The organism is Nostoc sp. CmiVER01 (assembly GCF_034531135.2).
Taxonomy (GTDB): domain Bacteria; phylum Cyanobacteriota; class Cyanobacteriia; order Cyanobacteriales; family Nostocaceae; genus Nostoc.
The window spans coordinates 14565-36643 of sequence record NZ_JAVRBU020000008.1; the positions used below are offsets into that span (position 1 = coordinate 14565).

General features: G+C 43.1%; 19 protein-coding genes. 14 read left to right on the forward strand and 5 right to left on the reverse strand.

Features of this window, described 5'->3' with window-relative positions; all coding sequences use genetic code 11:
* Positions 1-38: 38 nt before the first annotated feature.
* Positions 39-671 (reverse strand): cofactor assembly of complex C subunit B, encoded by a 633-nt coding sequence (locus RMZ43_RS14610; protein WP_322653361.1) that lies wholly within the window; start codon positions 669-671, stop codon positions 39-41.
* A gap of 100 nt (positions 672-771) precedes the next feature.
* Positions 772-1500: a response regulator transcription factor RpaB gene (gene rpaB / locus RMZ43_RS14615; RefSeq protein WP_100898636.1), complete on the reverse strand. Its 729-nt coding sequence runs from the start codon at positions 1498-1500 to the stop codon at positions 772-774.
* A 172-nt stretch (positions 1501-1672) separates the two neighbouring features.
* On the opposite strand from rpaB, the gene radA reads away from it, so the two are divergent.
* From radA to RMZ43_RS14640, 5 genes are all read left to right on the forward strand, one after another.
* Entirely contained in the window at positions 1673-3196 is a 1524-nt protein-coding gene (radA, locus tag RMZ43_RS14620) for a DNA repair protein RadA (protein WP_322650375.1), read from the forward strand.
* A gap of 124 nt (positions 3197-3320) precedes the next feature.
* Positions 3321-4049 carry a Uma2 family endonuclease gene (locus RMZ43_RS14625; RefSeq protein ID WP_322653362.1) on the forward strand — a complete coding sequence of 243 codons (729 nt, stop codon included), beginning with the start codon at positions 3321-3323 and terminating at the stop codon, positions 4047-4049.
* A 223-nt stretch (positions 4050-4272) separates the two neighbouring features.
* The gene (locus RMZ43_RS14630; protein WP_322653510.1) at positions 4273-4422 is read left to right on the forward strand and encodes an HNH endonuclease; all 150 of its coding nucleotides are present in this window, start codon (positions 4273-4275) and stop codon (positions 4420-4422) included.
* 44 nt (positions 4423-4466) lie between these two features.
* Positions 4467-5300, forward strand: a complete 834-nt coding sequence (locus tag RMZ43_RS14635; protein WP_322653363.1) for a Uma2 family endonuclease — start codon at positions 4467-4469, stop codon at positions 5298-5300.
* Between the two features lie 582 nt (positions 5301-5882).
* Positions 5883-7133, forward strand: coding sequence for a serine/threonine-protein kinase (locus RMZ43_RS14640; RefSeq protein ID WP_322653364.1), 1251 nt, complete (start codon positions 5883-5885; stop codon positions 7131-7133).
* A gap of 154 nt (positions 7134-7287) precedes the next feature.
* Here the strand turns inward: RMZ43_RS14640 and RMZ43_RS14645 are convergent, their stop codons facing one another.
* Positions 7288-8196, reverse strand: a complete 909-nt coding sequence (locus RMZ43_RS14645; RefSeq protein ID WP_322650378.1) for a c-type heme family protein — start codon at positions 8194-8196, stop codon at positions 7288-7290.
* A gap of 288 nt (positions 8197-8484) precedes the next feature.
* On the opposite strand from RMZ43_RS14645, the gene RMZ43_RS14650 reads away from it, so the two are divergent.
* Together RMZ43_RS14650 and RMZ43_RS14655 are read left to right on the forward strand one after the other, a co-directional pair.
* The gene (locus RMZ43_RS14650) at positions 8485-10377 is read left to right on the forward strand and encodes a serine/threonine-protein kinase (RefSeq protein ID WP_322653365.1); all 1893 of its coding nucleotides are present in this window, start codon (positions 8485-8487) and stop codon (positions 10375-10377) included.
* A gap of 176 nt (positions 10378-10553) precedes the next feature.
* Positions 10554-11447, forward strand: a complete 894-nt coding sequence (locus RMZ43_RS14655) for an SDH family Clp fold serine proteinase (RefSeq protein WP_322650380.1) — start codon at positions 10554-10556, stop codon at positions 11445-11447.
* Positions 11448-11476: 29 nt separating this feature from the next.
* Here RMZ43_RS14655 and RMZ43_RS14660 read toward each other — a convergent pair whose 3' ends face one another.
* Entirely contained in the window at positions 11477-12190 is a 714-nt protein-coding gene (locus tag RMZ43_RS14660; protein ID WP_428850732.1) for a peptidoglycan-binding domain-containing protein, read from the reverse strand.
* 425 nt (positions 12191-12615) lie between these two features.
* Between RMZ43_RS14660 and RMZ43_RS14665 the strand changes: the two genes are divergently transcribed.
* The 7 genes from RMZ43_RS14665 to RMZ43_RS14695 all read left to right on the forward strand — a co-directional run bounded on the left by RMZ43_RS14665 (position 12616) and on the right by RMZ43_RS14695 (position 21410).
* Positions 12616-14034: a hypothetical protein gene (locus RMZ43_RS14665; RefSeq protein ID WP_322653367.1), complete on the forward strand. Its 1419-nt coding sequence runs from the start codon at positions 12616-12618 to the stop codon at positions 14032-14034.
* 257 nt (positions 14035-14291) lie between these two features.
* On the forward strand, positions 14292-14753 hold the full coding sequence (gene rimP, locus RMZ43_RS14670) for a ribosome maturation factor RimP (RefSeq protein WP_322650383.1): 462 nt from the start codon (positions 14292-14294) through the stop codon (positions 14751-14753).
* A 185-nt stretch (positions 14754-14938) separates the two neighbouring features.
* Entirely contained in the window at positions 14939-16222 is a 1284-nt protein-coding gene (nusA, locus tag RMZ43_RS14675) for a transcription termination factor NusA (RefSeq protein ID WP_322650384.1), read from the forward strand.
* 148 nt (positions 16223-16370) lie between these two features.
* Entirely contained in the window at positions 16371-16640 is a 270-nt protein-coding gene (locus RMZ43_RS14680; RefSeq protein WP_229482756.1) for a YlxR family protein, read from the forward strand.
* Positions 16641-17122: 482 nt separating this feature from the next.
* Entirely contained in the window at positions 17123-20281 is a 3159-nt protein-coding gene (gene infB, locus RMZ43_RS14685) for a translation initiation factor IF-2 (RefSeq protein ID WP_322653368.1), read from the forward strand.
* 104 nt (positions 20282-20385) lie between these two features.
* Complete coding sequence (locus tag RMZ43_RS14690; protein WP_322653369.1) at positions 20386-21006, forward strand: low-complexity tail membrane protein; 621 nt, start codon at positions 20386-20388, stop codon at positions 21004-21006.
* A 206-nt stretch (positions 21007-21212) separates the two neighbouring features.
* A complete protein-coding gene (locus RMZ43_RS14695; RefSeq protein WP_012412012.1) occupies positions 21213-21410 on the forward strand; it encodes a hypothetical protein in 198 nt (65 codons plus the stop codon).
* On the opposite strand, the gene RMZ43_RS14700 is transcribed toward RMZ43_RS14695, so the two are convergent.
* On the reverse strand, positions 21407-21943 hold the full coding sequence (locus tag RMZ43_RS14700) for an alpha/beta hydrolase (RefSeq protein WP_322653370.1): 537 nt from the start codon (positions 21941-21943) through the stop codon (positions 21407-21409). The two genes, RMZ43_RS14695 and RMZ43_RS14700, sit on opposite strands and share 4 nt — an antisense overlap.
* Between the last annotated feature and the right edge of the window lie 136 nt (positions 21944-22079).

The following is a 22079-nucleotide window of genomic DNA, read 5'->3' on the forward strand; positions in this document are numbered from 1 at the left end:
TTGCTGATTTTAGATTAAATTCTAAATTAGCGAATCAGCTAAGAGCCGAGAGTAACGGCTAATTTATCAGCAATCCCAGCAATCCAGTTTTCATCTTGTTTGGTGTAACTGCGAGGAGCATTCGCGCCCAAAATTAGAGCGCCTTGATTACCAATAGGTTGACAAATTACACCTTGAGTGTTTTCTGGTAAATAATCAAATTCAAATCTACCTGGATATACTTTTAGCGCAACTAAATAAATCGGCTTTTGTTTTTCAAGTACCTGTTTTAAAATTACTCCTGGGACAACCTCAGATTTAGTACCCAGAATTCCGCGACGCAACAAAACTTTACCTTGATAATAAACCACCAGCGATCGCGTTACTGTATTGGTCAACAATAAACGAGATGCCCAAGCTAGCTCTGTTTTCACGGCTTCAGGTAAATCTGCTGCTAGTACAAAACCTTCTTCTCCAATTAGTTCTACAGTATCAGGCGATCGCGGCTGAACTTGCTGCCAAATTAAACCCGTTAAAATTAACACCGCACTCAAAATCACGCCAACCACATCACCACGCGATTGAGATTGGGTTAGTTCTGGTGTCAATAAACGGTTAATCAGCAAAAGTACAGCGCCTAGCCCACCTACGACAATGGGTAGACGCCGCAAAACTCGATTGTCATTAGTCATTAGTCAGTAGTCATTTGTCATTTGTCATTGGGAATTAACTTAGTTATTCTTTCTCTCCCTGCCCCCCTGCCCCCTGCTCCCTGCCCTCTACCTCATCTCCTCACTCCTCCCCTGGTTCAATAATTCGCTGGAAAAGATAACCAGTACCCCGTGCTGTCAGAATCAATTCTGGGTTGCTGGGATCATCTTCTAACTTTGCCCGCAAACGGGAGATATGGACATCTACTACGCGGGTATCAACATGGCGCTCTGGTGTGTAACCCCAAACTTCCTGCAAAATTTCTGAACGAGAAAAAGCTTCTCCAGAGCGACTAACTAACAACTCTAGTAAGCTGAACTCCATACCCGTCAATCGAATCCGCTCATCGCCTTTGTAGACTTGTCGCTTATTCGTATCGATTTTAATGTTAGCGACATGAATTACCCCAGAACTGGGAATGCCAGAAGCACCGTTCTTGTCTACTCGCCGCAACACTGAACGAATCCGAGCTTCTAACTCTTTGGGGGAAAATGGTTTAACTACGTAGTCATCAGCACCCAATTCTAGACCGGTGATGCGATCAGCTACATCCCCTAAAGCTGTTAGCATAATAATGGGGACATCTGATTCTTTTCGTAATTCTTGACATACACCATAGCCGTCTAGCTTTGGCATCATTACATCCAAAACTACCAGGTCAGGATCAGTTTTGCGAAAAATATCTAATGCTTCTTCCCCGTCGCCAGCCGTCACTACATCGTAGCCAATCATGGAAAGGCGCGTTTCCAAAATCCGGCGAATGCTGGCTTCGTCGTCTACCACCAAGATTTTTTCTTTATGGCTTTCCAAGTTTCTCAACGCTCCTTCACTAAAAATTTACATGATTAATTTTTAATACCATAATATTAAGATATCATTCCATCAATTAATTTAGAAAAAGCTCTAAATACTACTATCATTATTGGTTTTTAGTTTTTTTTATAATTAAGTAAATATTAAGATTATTTAATAAGATTTAAGAATGCCAAAGCCAAAAACCTTTTTTGTATGTAACGAATGTGGAGCAGAATCGCCCCAATGGTTTGGTAAATGTCCAGCTTGTGGCACTTACAACTCTCTAGAAGAACAAATTTCTATTCAATCCTCAGTAGATGTACCCAGTCGGGGGGGAGTAAGTGGTTGGCAATCAACTCAAACTAATGGCAAATCTCAGGCTAAACCAGCTAAAGCGCGAGCCTCTTTAACATTTAACCAAATTACCGATCGCCAAATTGCCCGGTGGGAATCTGGTTATGGAGAATTGGATCGGGTGCTTGGGGGCGGGGTTGTCCCTGGCTCTATGGTCTTGATTGGTGGCGATCCGGGTATTGGTAAATCGACTTTATTACTGCAAGTATCAAATCAATTAGCACAGAAATATCGCATCCTTTACGTAACTGGTGAAGAATCGGGACAGCAGGTAAAATTACGCGCTTCTCGTTTAGGAGTATCAAAAAGCGTAAATTTAGTTAATGATGAGAATACCACTGTGGTGGTAGATGCGACGCTTCCCATAGACCCTGACAGTATAGGTGCAGATTTATATGTACTGCCAGAAACAGATTTAGAAGAAATTTTACGGGAAATAGACTCCCTAAAGCCAAACGTGGCGGTGATTGATAGTATCCAAACAGTGTTTTTTCCAGCGCTGACTTCTGCACCAGGTTCGGTGGCTCAGGTACGAGAATGTACAGCAGCACTAATGAAGGTGGCGAAGCATGAAGATATCACCATGCTGATTGTAGGACACGTTACCAAAGAAGGAGCGATCGCTGGGCCAAAAGTTTTAGAACATTTAGTAGATACGGTGTTGTATTTTGAAGGCGATCGCTTTGCCTCTCATCGGTTATTACGGACAGTGAAAAACCGTTTTGGTGCAACTCACGAAATCGGCATCTTTGAGATGGTGACAGATGGACTGCGGGAAGTTGCCAACCCCTCAGAGCTATTTTTAGGCAACCGTGATGATCCTGCACCTGGTACTGCCATTGTCGTTGCTTGCGAAGGCACTCGCCCGATAGTTGTAGAATTGCAAGCTTTGGTGAGTCCCACCAGCTATCCCTCACCCCGTCGTGCTGGTACTGGCGTAGATTACAACCGCTTGGTGCAAATTCTCGCTGTCTTAGAAAAACGGGTGGGAATTCCCATGTCGAAATTGGATTCCTACGTTGCTTCTGCGGGTGGGTTGAATGTGGAAGAACCTGCGGTAGATTTGGGAATTGCGATCGCGATTGTTGCCAGTTTCCGCGATCGCATCGTCGATCCCGGTACAGTATTAATCGGTGAAGTTGGATTAGGCGGACAAGTGCGATCGGTTTCTCAAATGGAACTGCGGTTAAAAGAAGCAGCTAAGTTGGGATTTAAACGAGCGATCGTCCCTAAAGGACAAAAATTCCCCGATCTTGATATCGAGATTTTACCAGTTGCCAAAGTAATAGATGCGATTATTGCCGCCATCCCGCATCAAGAATTGACAGCCGACGATTTAGAACCCGATGAAGATTAGTAACTATTGGGTACTGGGAAATTGTTCCCAAATTTGGCAGGGTTCAAAGCAAATTCCATAATTTTTACAAGTAATAAACCTAGTCCCCAGTCACTTTTGCACACTAAAGGACAAACAATTCACCATGACAGCCCTCACCCAAGACTACCAAATCACTTGGGAAAAACTACCCGATGATTACAAACTCCCAGATGATCCGGTGGACAACATCAACCAACCAGCTTTAGCTGCTGCACTCACGGAAAGCCTACAATTAGCCGGAAAAATTTCAACTAACACTCTAACAACAACTAATTACGGTATTTGTGCCACCGTAAACAACAAAATGGTCATAAAAGCCCCTGATTGGGCTTTTATTGCCAAAATTAATGTTAGTAGAGAAGAAGTAACACGCAGTTATACACCTCAATTACAGGGTGACATTCCCTTAATTGTGATGGAATTTATTTCGGATACACAGGAAACAGAATATTCTATCAAAGCGACATATCCCCCAGGAAAATGGTTTTTCTACGAGCGCATTTTAAAAGTGCCAAACTATATCATCTTTGAGCCAAGTAGCGGCAGTATCGAAATGTATCGCTTACAAAACACAGAACAGTACATTTTGCAAGAGCCTGATGAAAATCAACGCTACTGGATAGCAGAAATGAATCTTTACCTTGGGGTGTGGCAAGGTACTCATGAAAACCGTACAGGAAAGTGGTTACGGTGGTGGGATGAACAAGGAAACCTTTTGCCTTGGGGTTCTGAGTTAGCCCAACAGGAACGCGAACGCGCCCAACAAGAACACCAACGCGCCCAACGACTAGCAGCACAATTGCGGGCGGCGGGGATTGAGCCAGAGGTTTGATGAAATGTTTTAGAAAAAATTGAAAGCCAATGATCCCCGGCTTGTTTGACAAGGTTTAACAACTGCGATGTCTACGACGGGCTACGCCTACGCCATAGGTTAATTACGATTGAATATACTGCTTATATTAACCTCGCCTGCCTAAAACTTAAATTCTGCGGCTCATAGCTCAACAATGATGATTGATGCTACTAAATAAATTGTCCGTAAACGCGCAAATTATCTGTGCAAATATAGCCATTCTCCAGAACCCATTTCCACAACAAGATTTACAGTAGACCCTTTGATACCAAAGTCTATTGGTGGTTCTGATGAACTTAATAATTTAGCCTTGGCTTGTCGTCGTTGTAATGAAGATCCAAGGGCAAAGTAATCAATAAAAATAATAACTAAAAAATATCAAACCCAATTTTTATTATGACTTCTTCTCCCCATTACATTCCTCAATCTGACCCGCCGCTTCCTCCTTGGGAAACGCTACCAACAATGTATGATTTACCAAGTGACAACCCAGAGGAACCAGGCTTGCCAGACGATTTTCACTTTTTACAACCCTTACTTTTATACTTAACTTTCCAGCCAATTAACTGGAATCCCGAACTAGTTTACAGTGCTGCTGACCTTAATCTCTATTATGATTTACAGCATCCTTTATGGTATAAGCGCCCAGATTGGTTTGGTGTAGTAGGCGTAGGAAAATTATACAAAGGGCAAGACTTACGCTTAAGTTATGTAACTTGGCAAGAGCCAGCAAATCCTTTCGTGGTTGTTGAGTTATTGTCTCCAGGTACGGAAGACGAAGATTTAGGTACAAGAAGAGAAAGTACAGCAGATAAACCTCCTAGCAAATGGGAAGTTTATGAGCGAATTTTGCGGATTCCTTACTATGTTGTTTTTAGTCGCTACACTAATGAACTTCAGGCTTTTCGGTTAGTTGGCGGTCACTATGAACCGATGAATTTGACTAATGGATACCTACTAATGCCAGAGATAGATTTAAGTTTAGGCTTATGGCAAGGTTCATTTCGAGATATTGAAAGGTTGTGGTTAAGGTGGTTCACCTTAGCAGGAGAATTAATTCCCGCACCTACAGAGGAAGCTGTTGCTGCAAATGAACGAGCTATGATTGCTGAACAAGAAGCTACAGAAGCTAAACAAGAAGCTGCTCAAGCCAAACGAAAAGCAGAACAATTAGCAGAACGTTTGCGTCAATTAGGTGTGAATCCTGATGAACTAAATGAATTATTTTAGCTTCAAGAGTATCTTTTTATACTTAGTATAATTTTATGCTGTTGAGGAATTACTTATACTAAAAAATTTTATAGCCGATGCCGAAGCAGTTATTTAATAACGATATTAGCTCCCATAAAGATTAATTTTTGAGAGCGCTCGCATATTCAGCACTTGAAATACATATAATAATTTTTTCGGCAAGTCTATAGCAACCTCAGTTTCTTTGAGAATCTATCATATAACGCTATATCCTTACTGTTCCAAAGCTCAGTGCCAATTGAGTTATTAGGGATAAAATATGGCTCATCTACGAATCCAAAAGACGATGCCCAAAGCAGTCGCAGAGATTAATGCAGACACTGATTATGTTCTGGCTGCTAAAATACGTAAGTATGAGTAGTATGATCGAACTACCCAGGTAAAAATTGTCTATTTGGTCACACAAGACCGTCGAAAGATTGTAGAAAAGTGTATTTCCTTGTCTTGACACTGATGCTAATCTCAATTTTAGGGATGTTATAAGCCAATATCAGCTAGAGTTTCTGACTTTCAGCAAACTGAATAATTTATCAATAATAAAATCGCAAGGAGTGCGATGAGATGTCACAGTCCCCTATGACAAGACCAGAAATAGCTGCTGGAACTCTAATCGATAACCGTTATATTATCCAAAAACTTCTGGGACAGGGAGGATTGGGGCGAACTTACTTGGCCTTTGACACTCGGCGGTTTAATGAAGCTTGTGTTCTCAAGGAGTTTGCACCCATTGGCACAGGGGAGAGTGGACTGGAACAATATCGCAACTTATTTAAAAGAGAGGCAAAAATTCTTCATCAATTGCAACATCCTCAAATTCCCAAATTTTTAGCTTGCTTTGAAGGAGATGGTCGGTTATTCCTGGTGCAAGAGTATGTTGATGGTAAAACATATTCTAGGGTGCTGGGAGAACTTCAACGTCAAGGCAGAAACTTTTCCCAAGAGGAAGTTATAGAATGGCTAAAAAATCTGCTGCCTGTTTTGGAATATGTTCACCAGCACAACATCATCCATCGAGATATTTCGCCTGATAACATCATGTTACCTGATGGTAAGGATTTGCCAGTGCTGATTGATTTCGGGGTAGGCAAGCAAATTGCTGACATGAATGAGAGCAGAAGTTCTAACAACCAGGTGACTTTTGTTGGCAAAATGTCCCTTGTCGGCAAAGTGGGGTATGCTCCCCGCGAACAGATTAGCTTGGGTTTATGTTCCCCCTCTAGTGACCTTTATGCTTTGGGAGTAACAGCTATTGTATTACTCACAGGTAGAGATCCATCCTTACTAATGGATCAGTACTCCTTAGAATGGAACTGGCGTTATTATACATATATTACTGATGAGTTCGCTCAAGTACTTGATCGAATGTTGGCAGATAGACCTAACAAGCGATACCAAACAGCTAATGAAGTTCTTATAGATTTAGAGCGCATTGGAGAACCAGAACTGGTAATGTCTCCTGCAATCATGCTTGATGATTTGCCCGCTACCGTATTTAATCCTGAATTTCAACCTATGTCGGCAATATCGCCGTCATATAACCAACCTGGAGAAACAGTTTTTAGTTCACCTACTTCACCGGCTATTTCGCAAATTGGGCGAATCAAAGAACAGCAACTTTCGCTCCAACCAGCATTTATCAAACATTGTCACCAAGAGTTAGCTTACCATATAGGGCCAATGGCAAATCTAGTCATAGAAGAAATATTAGATCAAAACCCTTACATTTCACCCGACCAATTTATTGAACTCATAGCTAGAGAAATTCCTGACTTTCAAGCAGCTTTTGAATTCAAAAAAAGTATATTCTCGTAAAGAGCAATTTAGCGCAGCCAGTTTTGTAGTTGAATCTAAATCTACGCTGCATAACTTGAATGGCAAATTATGAATTACGTTAGCGGTAGCGTTCGCGCAGCGTCTCGTAGAGAGGAACGAGCGTCCGCAGGAGCGTCACAAATTACGGATTATTCTAGTCCCCTATACCTCCCTGAGTGCGTTTGATTCTTTTCATTGCCATTTCTAAACTTAACTGCATCCGTTTAAAGGCTTTAGCTAAATTACCAATTTCATCATTAGACATTTGCTCGAATTCAACATCCATGTGTCCAGTACTAACTTCTTCGGCAATGCGAGTCATGCGTTTGAGAGGCATCACAACTTGTCGATTCAAGAAATAGTTTACTAACAGGATAGTAGCTATAAAAATAGTTGATACAATTAAAATAATCAGTAAGGAAGACTGATGGGCTTTGTTGATGACGTTATTTGCTGGTACTGTAATAATCTGAGCGCCGACAATTTCATTCAGCTTCCACCCAAATCCATTAGCTGTACCATAAAGGTTAATCATACTTGGAGGTGCAGCTTCGGGTACACTATGACAGACTAAACAACTTTGTTCAGTAATTGGTAACGGACGAGCAATATAAAAGATATCTCCACCAGGAATTGAGCGAAATCCACTCACTTCTTTTAGGTCTGATTTATTTCTGAACCTTTCTACAATTTCCGTCTCAAAACCGTCAGCCTTATCCCGAAGATTTGTCGGATTGAGAGTTGCTTCTTTGTAAAAGAAGTCGCGGTAATCTGGTGTTTTCCGTAAAATCTCAAATACCTCCCGTGCTGAGTATGCAGGTACACTTTGCGGCAAAAACTCAGTTGCCAATTTATCAGCTAGTTCTGGATTAACTTGAGTATTGGTATATTTACGAATAGAACTCATGGTTTGCATGAGCATAAGACCTGTTGAGCTAATATCTTGTTTAGCATTCTCCCTAAGCAGAGAAGAAAGAGCAAATCCACTCAAGCTTAGACCGAATGTCAGAATTATCAGTAGGAGAATTGTAAACTTTTGTTTCAGCTTCAGATTCTTTAGCATAATTTTACATTACCTACAAGTCAAATTATTATGACCAAATATCGCTAAAGTCATCGTTTACTTTAGCATGAACAATTAAATAAAATTTTGGTGTAAAAGTATAGTTTAGCTAAAAATATTAGGGTATACCCAACTCTATATTAGTGATTATTGAGGTTAATGAAAATGTTGTCTAAGTAAGTAATGCAAAAAGCTACAACAGCAAAACAAAATTGAATTTCCAAAAATTCGTGTTGGCTGTTCTGATACCGTGCCAAAATAAATACCAGGAATTGTCAAATATTACTAATGGTGTGGAATGCAGGAAAGTCTTTATTCGGTGGACGGTACATTATTGAAAGCCAACTAGGTGAAGGCGGAATTGGCATTACTTATCTTGCCAGAAATCAACGGAATCAACTGCGAGTGATTAAAACTCTCAAAGAAGAAATCCTAAATCACCCCGCCTGGATACTCCACCGAAACAAGTTACGGCAAGACTTCCGTGATGAAGCAGTACGGCTGGCTGTGTGTCACCATCTTCATATAGTACAGATAGAAACCATCTTTGATGAGGGAAATTTGCCCTGCATGGTGATGGATTATATCGAAGGCGAAGACTTAGGACAGCGCCTAAGACGGATGGGAGTGCTATCAGAAGCAGAAGCGCTACTATACATCAGGCAAATTGGCGACGCTTTGACGATAATTCACTCTAAAGGGCTACTGCATCGGGATCTCAAACCACGTAATATTATGATCCGCATTGATAAATCAGAAGCAGTACTGATAGATTTTGGCATCGCTAGAGAATTTATTCCCAATATGATCCAAAGGCATACAGTCTATCGTACTCCTGGTTTTGCCCCACCTGAGCAGTATGAATCAGAAGCGCCACGAGGAGAATACATTGATATATACGCCTTAGCTGCTACTTTGTATAATTTGCTTACCGCAGTTATACCGACGAGTGCAGATGATAGACGTCACAATGTTAATTTAGAACCACCACAATATTTTAATCCTAAAATCAGCGACAAAGTTAATCAGGCTATTATGTGCGGCATGGATTTGGAGTCAACATATCGTCCCCAGTCTGTGCAGGAGTGGTTAGATTTATTGGGTTCTGATACTGGTGGCGATAAAATACCACCAATATCATCTAACTTGGTGATAATGCCTAGACTTAAACCACCTCCACCTGTTGTATTAGATCAACAGAAGTGGCAATGTGTACAGACCCTCAAAGGTCATTCTAGTATGGTTCATGCGATCGCCATTAGCTCAGACGGGCAATTTATTGCTAGCGGTAGTAATGACCATACTATTAAACTTTGGCAACTAGGTACTGGTAAGCTAGTGCGTCAACTAGGTCGTTGGTCTTCTGGTCATTCCAGTATGGTTCATTCCGTCGCCTTTAGCCCAATCTCTTCAAAGCTTTCTTATCAAAAGGAGTCAGGCAAATCTGCGCCAGTTGCAGACCTGAACTCGGAAATCTTAGCTAGCGGTAGTTGGGATAACACCATCAAATTGTGGGATGTCAACACAGGCAAAGAAATTCGTACTCTCACTGGTCATACTAATTGGGTGAATTCCGTTGCCTTTAGTCCTGATGGTAAATTTCTGGCTAGTGGCAGTGTTGACTGCACAATTAAACTGTGGCAAGTACATACAGGCATAGAAATCCAAACTCTTATAGGTCATTCTGACTCAGTTTCGTCAGTTGCCTATTCTCCAACAACGCCTGCAACGAATAGCAAGGATAGACAGCTTGTAGCTAGTGCCAGTACTGATTACACCATTAAATTATGGCAAGTATACACAGGCAGAAACATTTGCACATTATTAGGCCATTCCTTCTTTATTAACTGTATCGCCTTCAGTAAGGATGGGGAAATTATCGCCAGTGGCAGTGGTGACAACACAATTAAACTGTGGGATGTAAATACAGGCAGAGAAATTCGGACTCTCATTGGTCATTCTGATTCAGTTTGGTCAGTTGCCTTTAGCCATGATGGTCAATTTTTCGCTAGTGGCAGTTGGGATAAGACTATCAAACTGTGGCACGTACACACTGGCAAAGAAATCAGCACACTTATAGGGCATTCCAGCTATGTTCGATGCGTCGCCTTTAGTCCCGATGGTCAAATCCTAGTTAGCGGTGGTGATGACGATACTATCAAGATTTGGCGACGGGGATAAGAAATAATTCGTAATTCATAATGACGCTCCTACGTCGCTACCGCTACGCTAACGTAATTCGTAATTTTTTTGTCTAGTGTAGTTCGATAGTTTTAAATCTACAGATAGAAATGCGATCGCCCAAAAATTGTCACAATAATGACGGCAACCGTTATTTTTGAGCAAAAATTAATATTATGGGCTTTGGTATTGGTGATTTATTCTGGATTTTCCTGCTTCTGACTTCTTTGCAACCCCTTTGGCAAAAACGTCAAATAGAATATCGCCGCTTGCGTGCTTTACAACAATTCCAGCAGGAACGTAAAAGTCGGGTAATTTTGCTCATTCATCGTCAAGAGTCTATTAGCTTCCTGGGAATTCCCTTATCTCGCTATATTACTATCGAAGACTCAGAACAAATATTGCGAGCAATTCGCCTCACACCCCCAGATGTGCCAATTGACTTAATTTTGCACACTCCCGGAGGTTTGGTTTTAGCTACTGAACAAATCGCCAGAGCATTAATTCGCCACCAAGCAAAAGTTACAGTCTTTGTACCTCACTATGCTATGAGTGGCGGTACCATGCTTGCCCTTGCCTCTGATGAAATTATTATGGATGCTAACGCTGTCTTAGGGCCAGTTGATCCCCAATTGGGTAACTACCCAGCAGCAAGTATCCTAAAAGTAGTCGAAGATAAACCCATCAGTGAGATTGATGACCAAACTTTAATTATGGCCGACCTCTCACGCAAAGCAATTGGGCAGGTACAGAGGTTTGTACGGACTCTGCTAAAAGATAGTATACCTAAACAAAAAGTTCTACCAGAAAATATCGAATCGATTATCGAAGCCTTGACAACCGGCCGCGTCACCCACGACTATCCCATCACTATAGAAGAAGCAACAGAAATGGGGCTGCCCGTAACTGTCGGACTGCCCCATTCTATTTATGATCTCATGGATTTGTACCCACAGCCACAAGGAGGCCGACCCAGCGTCCAGTACATTCCTATGCCTTACAATGACCCCCGTCCAATTCTACCTATACCCAAGGGCAGACCCTTAGAAGAACCAAATCAAATGATTTAAGGAGGTTTGGGGTAGGAGTTTTCTGGCGATTAGGGTGTAGTCGTTGGTGTAGCTGTTGGTGTAGCTGTTGGTGTAGCTGTTGGTGTAGCTGTTGGTGTAGCTATTGGTGTAGCTGTTGGTGTAGCTGTTGGTGTAGCTGTTGGTGTAGCTGTTGGTGTAGCTGTTGGTGTAGCTGTTGGTTTAGCTGTTGGTTTAGCCGTCGGTCTAGCGGTTGGTTTAGCTGTTGGTTTAGCTGTTGGTGTAGCTGTCGGTGTAGCTGTTGGCTGACTGATAACTGTCTTTGCTTCTTCATTCAGCTTTTGGCGGAGTGCTAAATTAGCAATTCCAGTTTCTTGCAACTGATATTTCTTCTGATACTCCTTCACTACTTCTTCCGTGCGGGAACCATAAAAATGATCTCGCGGCAGGGGAGGATTTGGCTTTACCACTGCATTCAAATTTGTGTGCAAAATCTGAACGATGTTAGCAGCAAATTGTTGGGTTTTTGGCCCTGCTATTCCATCAACTGGTTTTAGCTTATAACCCGTCTGAAATTCACGAATAGCCTTTTTAGTTTGGTCATCCGTCAAAGGGCCATTTGCTAACTTGACGTTATAGCCTAACCCTCGCAACACAGCACGGAATTGCTGGGGGGTATAGCTACGTTGAGAGGCTGCAAAACCTGTATCTGCAATTACGACACTAGCAGTTACCAGGCAAGTAACAGCAAAGTTCACGCTTGATTTTCCAAACCCACACCACATACTTAAAACTCCTTTGAGTTAAATCAGCAGGATTATAAATGTTAACAGCTGCATTTTAAGTTTGTTTAATAACTTTTTTTGCAATTTTTTAATGTTTTTTGAATAATTCGTGATTTATTTTGTCAATTTTGACTTGTTATACAAAAACTAATTTGTGTCATCCATCAAAAGAAGTATCTTGTATTAGCAGAGATACAGCATTATTTAAATCGAATCCACCCATTGAACACTAAATTACAGTAGTGCATACATCTGTCACTTGTGTCAAGCTAGAGCGAGGGTAATTGGAGATGCTGCCTGAAGGGGGTTTATGACCTTCGTTCAAAATTCATTCTGTTAGCGGATAGCTAAGAGCTGACTTCTGTTTCGATAAATGAAAGAGCTTATATTCTAAATACCCAAAAATGTATAATATATGACAAAAAATGAAAAATATAAAATCTTCTAAGCGGCGAAATCTTTGGTTTGAAAGAATTATGGCAATTACTGCCACCGTAAATCTAGGTTTAGTTTTGTTTAATTTAAGTTACGTACCTTGGCGAGATTTCTACTTGCGAAAACTTCCCCAAATTATTCAGATTTATGACCCAATAAAAGGTATTGAACCCCATCGAGATACAAAAAGTTATCTAGAAGCAGTAGACGCATTAGAAGAACAAGTCAGGCAAACAGGGTTAGAGTCTTCTCAGGTAAATAGCAGGCTAATACAAATAAGTCGTCTTAGTAGCGAGATGATTGACAGTAACCCGTTTGCGGGAGTCAATAAGAGTGGGACTCTGGAAAAAATCAAAAAGCGGATGCGATCGCACATTGGTAATGAATCTGCAAAACAGTCCTTTGCCACTTTTTGGAGTCAGCCTTACCTATCACAAAATGGCTGGGATCAACAAATTATTTTTTTTAATGAGAGCATCCGCCCTTTGATTGCCTCTAACTACTTCCGCCAAATCGGTGAAAATGGCGAATTTATTGATAATTTCTGGATTATTGACTTCCCCTTTGTGATTTTATTTAGCGTAGAATTGCTGGGGCGCACCTTCTTAATTAGACGCCGATATCCTGGTCTAAGCTGGGTTGAAGCAGTATTATGGCGTTGGTACGACCTATTTTTAATACTGCCATTTTGGCGGTGGTTGCGAATTTTACCTGTAGTAATCCGCCTCGATCAAGCGCGGTTATTAAATTTACATCCAGTGCGAAAGCAAATTCATCAGGGGATTGTTGCCAACTTTGCCGAAGAACTCACAGAAGTTGTAGTGGTGAGAGTAATTAATCAGGTTCAGGGTTCAATTCAGAAGGGTGAGTTAACGCGCTGGCTACTGCAACAAGAAAATTTACGCCCCTACATAGATATTAATAATGTAAATGAGGTAGAAGCGATCGCAGGTCTTTTAGTAAAGACAATTGTCTACCAAGTGTTACCCGAAATCCAACCTACGATCGTAGCCATTTTGCGCCACAACATCGAAACCGTCTTCCATCAAATCCCCGTTTACCGAGACCTCCAGAACCTCCCTGGCGTGGGACAAGCCCAAACCCAGTTAAGCGAACAACTGGCAACTCAAATCACAACTAATCTTTACAAAACGTTAGTTAGTGCTGTTGAAGACCCTGTGGGCGCAAAACTCACCAGTCAGCTAGTAGAAACCTTTAGCAAAGTTTTAGGATCTCAAATAAAGGAAAAACACGTACTTTCAGAAATTCAGAGTTTACTTTTTGACTTCTTAGAGGAAATCAAAATCAACTACGTCCAGCGTTTGTCCCAAGAAGACATAGACCAAATTATCGAGCAAACCAGACAATTACGAACACAAGTATCAGTTCCAGCAATAGTGAAAAGATGAGGCAGGGAGCAGGGGAAGCAGAGGAGGCAGGGGAGCAGAGGGGACAAGGGGACAAGGTGACAAAAGTTTAGAACTTCCAATAAGTCTTTCCCCTTGTCCCCAAGTCCTCTTTCCAATGCCCAATGACCAATGACTATTCAATAAATGCGCTAAACTACGAATTAGGCGAATCATAATTGATTCGTCACAAGACTTCTTGGAAGATATACCTATCGCAGGAAGTGGGTCAGTACCCACTTTTTTTATTGAATTTTCTCATGGTTCATCCTTTAGTTCCACAAATTATTGATTTGGCGACACCAGTAGCAGAAGAACTGGGATTGGAAGTGGTTGGCGTGGTTTTTCATACTAACCAAAGTCCACCAGTTTTGCGGGTAGACATTCGCAATCCTGAGCAAGACACCGGGTTAAATGATTGTGAAAGGATGAGCCGTGCTTTAGAAGCCTCCTTAGATACTGCCCAAATCGTTCCAGATGCATACGTCTTGGAAGTCTCTAGTCCTGGGATTTCGCGGCAACTGGTAACAGACAGGGAGTTTATTTCCTTTAAAGGATTTCCTGTCATCATCTCCACTTCGCCACCCTACGACGGACAACCAGAGTGGACTGGTCAGTTAATTCGCCGGGATGAGACAGCACTTTACTTAAACCAAAAAGGTCGTGTAGTCGAAATTCCCCGTTCCCTAATTACTAAGGTGCAGCTAGACGAGCGCCGATAAACAAGTGATTAGAGGCTAGGGACTAGGGACTAAGGGATTGGAGGAGCATAGGAGCATAGGAGCAGAGGGTAAGTTGCTGCAAGTCTTTTGCCATTGCACCCAATGCCCCATGCCCAATACCCCATGCCCAATGCCCCATGCCCAGTCCCTAGTTCCTAGTACCTAATTTTTAAAGGAGATTGCTTATGTCAATGGTTACTTTACCTGGATTAAAAGAATTAATTGAAAGTATAAGCCGCGAGCGGAATTTACCTCGTCTTGCAGTTCAATCAGCTATAAGAGAAGCACTACTCAAAGGCTACGAACGTTATCGTCGCGCCCAAAATTTAGAACGTAAACAGTTTGACGAAGATTATTTTGAGAATTTTGAAGTAGAACTCGATATTGAAGAAGAAGGATTTCGGGTTCTTTCCACCAAAACCATTGTCGAAGCAGTCAATAACACAGACCACCAGATTTCCCTAGATGAAGTTCAACAAGTAGCTCCCGAAGCGCAGTTAGGGGACTCTGTGGTGCTAGATGTGACCCCCGACCAAGGAGAGTTTGGTCGGATGGCAGCGATGCAAACCAAGCAGGTACTAGCGCAAAAATTACGGGATCAACAACGCCAAATGGTGCAAGAAGAGTTCCAAGATTTAGAAGGAACTGTTCTGCAAGCAAGAGTTTTGCGGTTTGAGCGGCAATCAGTAGTTCTGGCAGTTAGCAGTGGTTTTGGTCAGCCAGAAGTAGAAGCCGAATTACCAAAGCGGGAACAGCTGCCCAACGATAATTATCGGGCAAATGCCACCTTCAAGGTATATCTCAAAAAAGTCTCCCAAGGTCAGCAACGAGGGCCACAGTTGCTTGTGTCTCGCGCTGATGCTGGTTTGGTGGTTTATCTGTTTGCCAACGAAGTTCCAGAAATCGAAGATGAAGTGGTACGGATTGTTGCCGTAGCGAGGGAGGCAAACCCCCCTTCTCGTTATGTCGGCCCCCGGACTAAAATAGCAGTAGATACCCTTGATCGCGATGTAGACCCGGTAGGCGCTTGTATCGGAGCCAGGGGATCGCGAATTCAAGTGGTAGTTAACGAATTACGTGGTGAAAAAATAGATGTAATTCGTTGGTCGCCAGACCCAGCAACATACATCGCCAATGCCTTAAGTCCAGCACGGGTAGATGAAGTACGCCTAATGGACCCAGAATCCCGGCAAACTCACGTACTAGTGGCTGAAGACCAATTGAGTTTAGCCATAGGCAAAGAAGGACAAAATGTCCGTTTGGCAGCCCGTTTGACTGGTTGGAAAATAGACATCAAAGACAAAGCTAAGTATGACTATGCCGGAGAAGATGCTAAATTTCTGGCTGTAAGAACAAAATATCAATCAGAGGAATCAGAGGAAGACGATCTTGAATATGAGGAAGAATTCGAGGATGAAAATCAGGACGGATTAGAAGAGGATAGTTTTGATAATGACGATGATGAATAATTCATTAAATTTGTAAAGTTTTGATACTGTAGATTGTAGTCTCAGTCTCAAGGATTATTTTCTCAAAAGCTACTTGGTATCAGTAAAAAATAGTAGTAATCAACTTATTTTTACATCCAGAATGCTGGACTGAGATCACCCAGAAACGATGAAACCAAATTATCGGCGCTGTATTAGTTGCCGGAAAGTAGGCTCAAAAGATGAGTTTTGGCGGATTGTCCGCGTCTTTCCATCGGGAAAGGTACAATTAGATCAGGGCATGGGGCGTTCTGCCTATATTTGTCCGCAAACGAGTTGCCTACAAGCAGCTCAAAAAAAAAATCGACTAGGGCGATCGCTACATGCATCAGTGCCAGAAACACTGTACCAAAGCTTGTTGCAACGTCTAGCCCAGAGCAATACCCAAAACCAAATTTAATTGGAACAACTTTGTGACGTCATCATCAGAGGAATAGTGCGAAAACCGAAGTCGCGCTTTCATGACACCCTCTGTTGATCGTTAAGGTTAGTGCCAAAATAGTAAATGGGTGTAAAAGGCATTCGGCTCTCCAATAATTAAGAGGGGCGAGGCACGATTCCCAGAACAAGATGTAATCGATTGTGTTGTGGAAGGCTCAGAATCACCAAAACAAGAAACTACAAAATGGCAACCTGGTAGCGCTCAGGCGCAGTTCGGCGTCAGGGGTTCCTATAAAAATCTTTTATTTAAAAAATTTTTATGGGTGTCCCTCAACCATCATTCCTGGTGGGGATGCCATTATTAAACCGAAACATCTCTCTTTCCTGATTGGAGGCACCGGCAAAAACTGAACGGCAGTCTAAAAACAGTAATCCAAGGATGGAGATGTCGCACTCCCAGGCAACCATCCGCTAAAACTGTACATTAAAGGGGAAGAGTGGATGAACAACGGCAAAGTTAGAATCTATGAATTATCAAAGGAATTGAACTTGGATAACAAAGAGCTACTAGCAATTTGCGACCAGCTCGATATTGCGGTCAAAAGTCATAGCAGCACGATTTCAGAATCCGAGGCAGAAAGCATCCGCACGGCTGCGGAAAAACTCGCAGCGACGAATGGCTCCGCCAAAAAAGAACTACGTACAACCAGCCATAAACCAAACTCACCAACAAACGGCGGATCTGCCCGACCTGCTGCACCCCACAAACAGCAAATTTTGGAAATACGCAAACCCAAAATATTGAGAAATACTACCCCCAACGCCCCAGAGGCGTCAGTTGCTACCAATACCCAAGCTGCCTTGTCTGAAGCTAATCCTCCCTCTCCACCACGGCCTTTCGCTACACCAGTCTCACCCACCAAGCCGGCAGCACCAACTCGACCTGTGCCCCGGACTCAATCTGAGACTCAAGAGCAACCTCCTGTAACGAACTTGGAACAAACGCCAAATCAAAATCAGGCGTCGGAAAAAACAGCATCCCAAAAACCAGAAAAAATAGTTCCACCCAGACCGAAAGCGGAAAAACCAATCAAACCGCAATTAGCTGCCCCACCGCCAAGACCTGCGGCAGAAGTTGCCCAGGTGGCAGATGAGCCAGTATCTCAGGCAGACAAACCGATTCTTAAACGCGACCAACGGCAACGACCCGTCGAAGGCGATCGCGAACAAATTAAGCCTAGAGCTAAACTGCCAACTGACCAGTCTCCACCAGGTGCGCCACAAAGAACAAGTCGTCCTACCCCTGCACCCAGCAGACCAGAGCAGAGGGTCAATAGACCAGCTGCACCATCACAACTAGGAGAGGGGCAACGACCCAGGCCAGCCCGCCCTGGTGAAGCAGTAGCAGCCGCAATGCCGATCGCTACTCCACCCAGGCAGATGTCAGGAATAGCGGGCAAATCTCAAGGATTGGGTGATGAGCCAGTGGTCGCACCCGATCTCCTCGATTTGAAACGCCCAACTCCACCTCGCCCGACCAAAGGCGGCAAAAAGTGGGTAGAAGAGGAAATAATTGACGAAGTTAAAGAGAAGGCTAAAGCTGGCGTAAAAGGCAAGCGGATCAAGCCGATATTGGATGATGAGTTTGAAGAAGATTTGCTAGATGATGACGATCTAGACTCACCAGCCACCGTCCAAGTCAGCCTTTCCATTGCCCGTCCTCCGAAACCCAAAGCGACTCGACCTGTACAGATGCCAGGTACAACCCTTGCTAGCGCCCCAACCGCTAGAGGAAGTAGAAAGCCTGGTTCTAAATCTGGTTCTAGCCGTGACCATCACAATAACCGTCGCCAACAACAAGAAGCTGACACCAAGCGCGATCGTCCCGAAAAGGTCACGATCACAGGCCCCTTGACTGTGCAAGAACTGGCTGACGTTTTAGCCGTTCCTGATACAGAGATTGTGAAAATCCTGTTCCTCAAAGGCATGGCGGTGAGTATCACCCAAAATCTGGATATTCCCACAATTACCCTGGTAGGAAAAGAACTAGAAATAGAAGTCGAAACCGTCGAGCGAGAAGCAGAAGCTCGGAAAATTACAGAAATGGTCAGCGCAGAAGACCTAGATTATCTGCACCGCCGTCCGCCAGTCGTGACAATTATGGGTCACGTAGACCACGGTAAAACAACTCTACTCGACTCAATCCGCAAAACCAAAGTGGCTGCTGGCGAAGCTGGTGGGATCACTCAACACATTGGTGCATACCATGTGGATGTGGAACATGAGGGCAAACCACAGCAGATAGTCTTCCTGGATACTCCTGGTCACGAAGCCTTTACAGCAATGCGAGCCAGAGGAGCGAGGGTAACAGACATTGCCGTGTTGGTAGTAGCTGCTGATGATGGCGTCCGTCCCCAAACCATTGAAGCCATTAGCCACGCCCAAGCTGCGGGAGTGCCAATTGTTGTGGCAATCAACAAAATTGACAAAGAAGGGGCACAGCCAGAGCGTGTTAAACAAGAACTCACCCAGTATGGTCTGACCTCAGAAGACTGGGGTGGTGAGACAATCATGGTTCCGGTAAGCGCCATCAGAGGTGAAAACCTAGATACGCTCTTAGAAATGATTCTCTTAGTAGCAGAGGTTGCAGAACTATCTGCCAACCCAGATCGTACCGCTAAAGGAACTGTAATTGAAGCACATCTGGATAAAGCCAAGGGAGCAGTTGCTACCCTGCTAATTCAGAATGGCACCCTGCATGTGGGAGATATCTTAGTAGCTGGCTCGGCTTTCGGTAAAGTCCGGGCGATGGTAGATGACAGAGGCAAGAGAGTAGATATTGCTTCTCCTTCCTTTGCTGTCGAGGTACTAGGTTTAAGTGATGTGCCAGCAGCAGGCGACGAGTTCGAGGTCTTTGAGAACGAAAAAGAAGCCAGAGCGCTTGCTAGCGATCGCGCCGACAGACAACGCCTATCCCGTTTGTTACAGGGACGTGTTACCCTTACAACCTTGTCGGCTCAAGCACAAGAAGGCGAGTTGAAAGAACTCAACTTAATCTTGAAAGGAGACGTACAAGGTTCCGTAGAAGCCATTGTGGGAGCGCTCAAGCAAATCCCGCAAAACGAAGTCCAAATTCGGATGCTCTTGGCTACTGCTGGGGAAATCACCGAGACAGATATCGACTTAGCAGCTGCCAGTAACGCTGTAATTATTGGCTTCAACACCACCTTCGCTAGTGGCGCTAGACAAGCCGCCGATGAAGCAGGTGTAGATGTTCGAGAATACAACGTAATCTACAAACTCCTAGAAGATATCCAAGACGCCTTAGAAGGTCTTTTGGAACCAGAGTTGGTGGAAGAACCCTTGGGCCAAACCGAAGTCCGTGCCGTCTTCCCAGTCGGTCGCGGTGCTGTTGCCGGTTGCTACGTTCAATCTGGCAAGCTAGTTCGCAACTGTAAAGTCAGGGTGCGACGCGGTGGTAAGGTGATCTATGAAGGCGTCCTTGACTCCCTAAAACGGATGAAAGAAGATAGCCGGGAGGTCAACGCCGGTTATGAATGCGGTGTCGGCATAGATAAATTTAATGATTGGGTTGAAGGTGACATCATCGAAGCCTATCAGATGGTTACGAAGCGCCGCACTCTCACCTTAACGAGGTAGTGTTAGGGGTAAAATGGTTAGAAGTTAGGAGTGATAAATTAAGAGTTAGGAGATAAAGCCTGCTAATTCTTAACTCCTAACTCTTAACTCATAATTTTTTATATATGCATTCATTTCGCTCCGAACCTATTTTGTGGATTCACGTCGCAGGATTAGCGACGTTGCCTGTTTTTTTACTTCTCTGCTTATTCTTCCTGTCTGTAGGCGAGCCGTTTTTACCAGTGTGGATGGAGCTATTTTTAGTTGCTGCCATTGGTATTCTGCCTTTGCTATGGATGCAGTTGCGTCGCCCTTTTTATATATTTGCTCTTTTAGGAATAGCCCTAAAGCCAGAAAATCTGACCGAACGACAGCGAAAAATTCTCTGTTTAATTAATACAAAGGTAAATCGTATCCTGGCATTAGTAGCGGCAGTATTGTCAGTTTGTGTGCTGTGGCAGCTTTACCAAATTGCCCCATTAGTAGCAAATTCAGCTAAATTTCTTCCACAATGGCGTAGCGTTGCACTAGTGCTTGCAGGATTAGCGTTTTTGGGCAGCAATCTATTTTTACAAGTACCTGTGAGTGTAATGCGAGTTTTAGTGACTAATGACACAGAATTCGCTGGTATAGAGCCATTATCTTTAGAAAAGATTAAGCAGGATTTTACAATTTTAGGAGTACGGGTTAATCAAATCGTGCCTCGATTGTTGGAATCTTTGTTTAGGATTAATACAGATTCATAGCAGCCCGTAAAGTATATTATTTAACTTTAAAGGGCTAAATATAAATTAGGTACCAGAGGAGCAGAGGAAGATGAAGAAGCAGTTCTTACTGGGGCAAGGGAGAGAATAAAAAATTACATTTTTCCCCTCTGCTCCCTGCTCCCTGCCCCTCTGCCTCTTCCCAATGCCCAATTACCGTTGAAGTTAAAATAAAGGAATGAGAAACTATGGCTCAAATTCCAGCTTCTAGCGATCGCCAATTTTCTGCTGATACTGAAATTTGGTATAGCCTCAAATGTGCGATCTCCACTAGTTCCGGTTTTCAACGTTGGCAACTAGAACGCGATGCTCAATTACACGGAATTCGCTTGGAACAGCAGGTACAACGGTATTTAAGGGAAACTTTAGAAACTTTAGCTTACTAAACACCAAATAAATCTTGTAGGCTTGTTTGCAAGCGGCGAAGTTGACGGTATGCACCCTGCAAGCGTTTTCCATCAACTTCGACTTCATTTGTGGGATAGTTCTTAATAAGTTCGATGAGCGACACCTGCCCGTCTTGACTCGCAGAAAGTACCAAAGCGGCTCGCAAAGCTTGCCGATCTGCTCTGTGAGACGGTGTATAAATAACTTGACTAATTTGATCCAAAATAATATTACCAATTCGGCTATTTAGAACTCTATCTAAAAATACAAGGTTTACCTTCATCGGCTCCTTTAAATACTGACGGATGGCTTTAGGATCTTGTCGCGCCAAAGCCAAATTAACTCGTAGTGAACTTGAAAGTTCACCTGTTTGGGCAAAGGTAGATAGCTCCTCCACTGAAAGTGATTCACGAAAGATACCATAGTTTAACACCACTTGTTCCGCAGCAAAGACAGGAGCGGACAAAAATAGAAGGCAGGTAATGCTTACTAAAAGTAAGGCGCGACGCAGCCCTAAAAATTTAAAACGCATTTATTCTCATTTGCAATAGGTTTGCTTTTCCTATGATGATATTGCAGGAACATTATTTGCAGCATCTGGCTTTAGGGAATACTAAAAAATAAATAATTCACTAGAGAGGATGAGCGCTTAAACAAGCTAGCGAGAG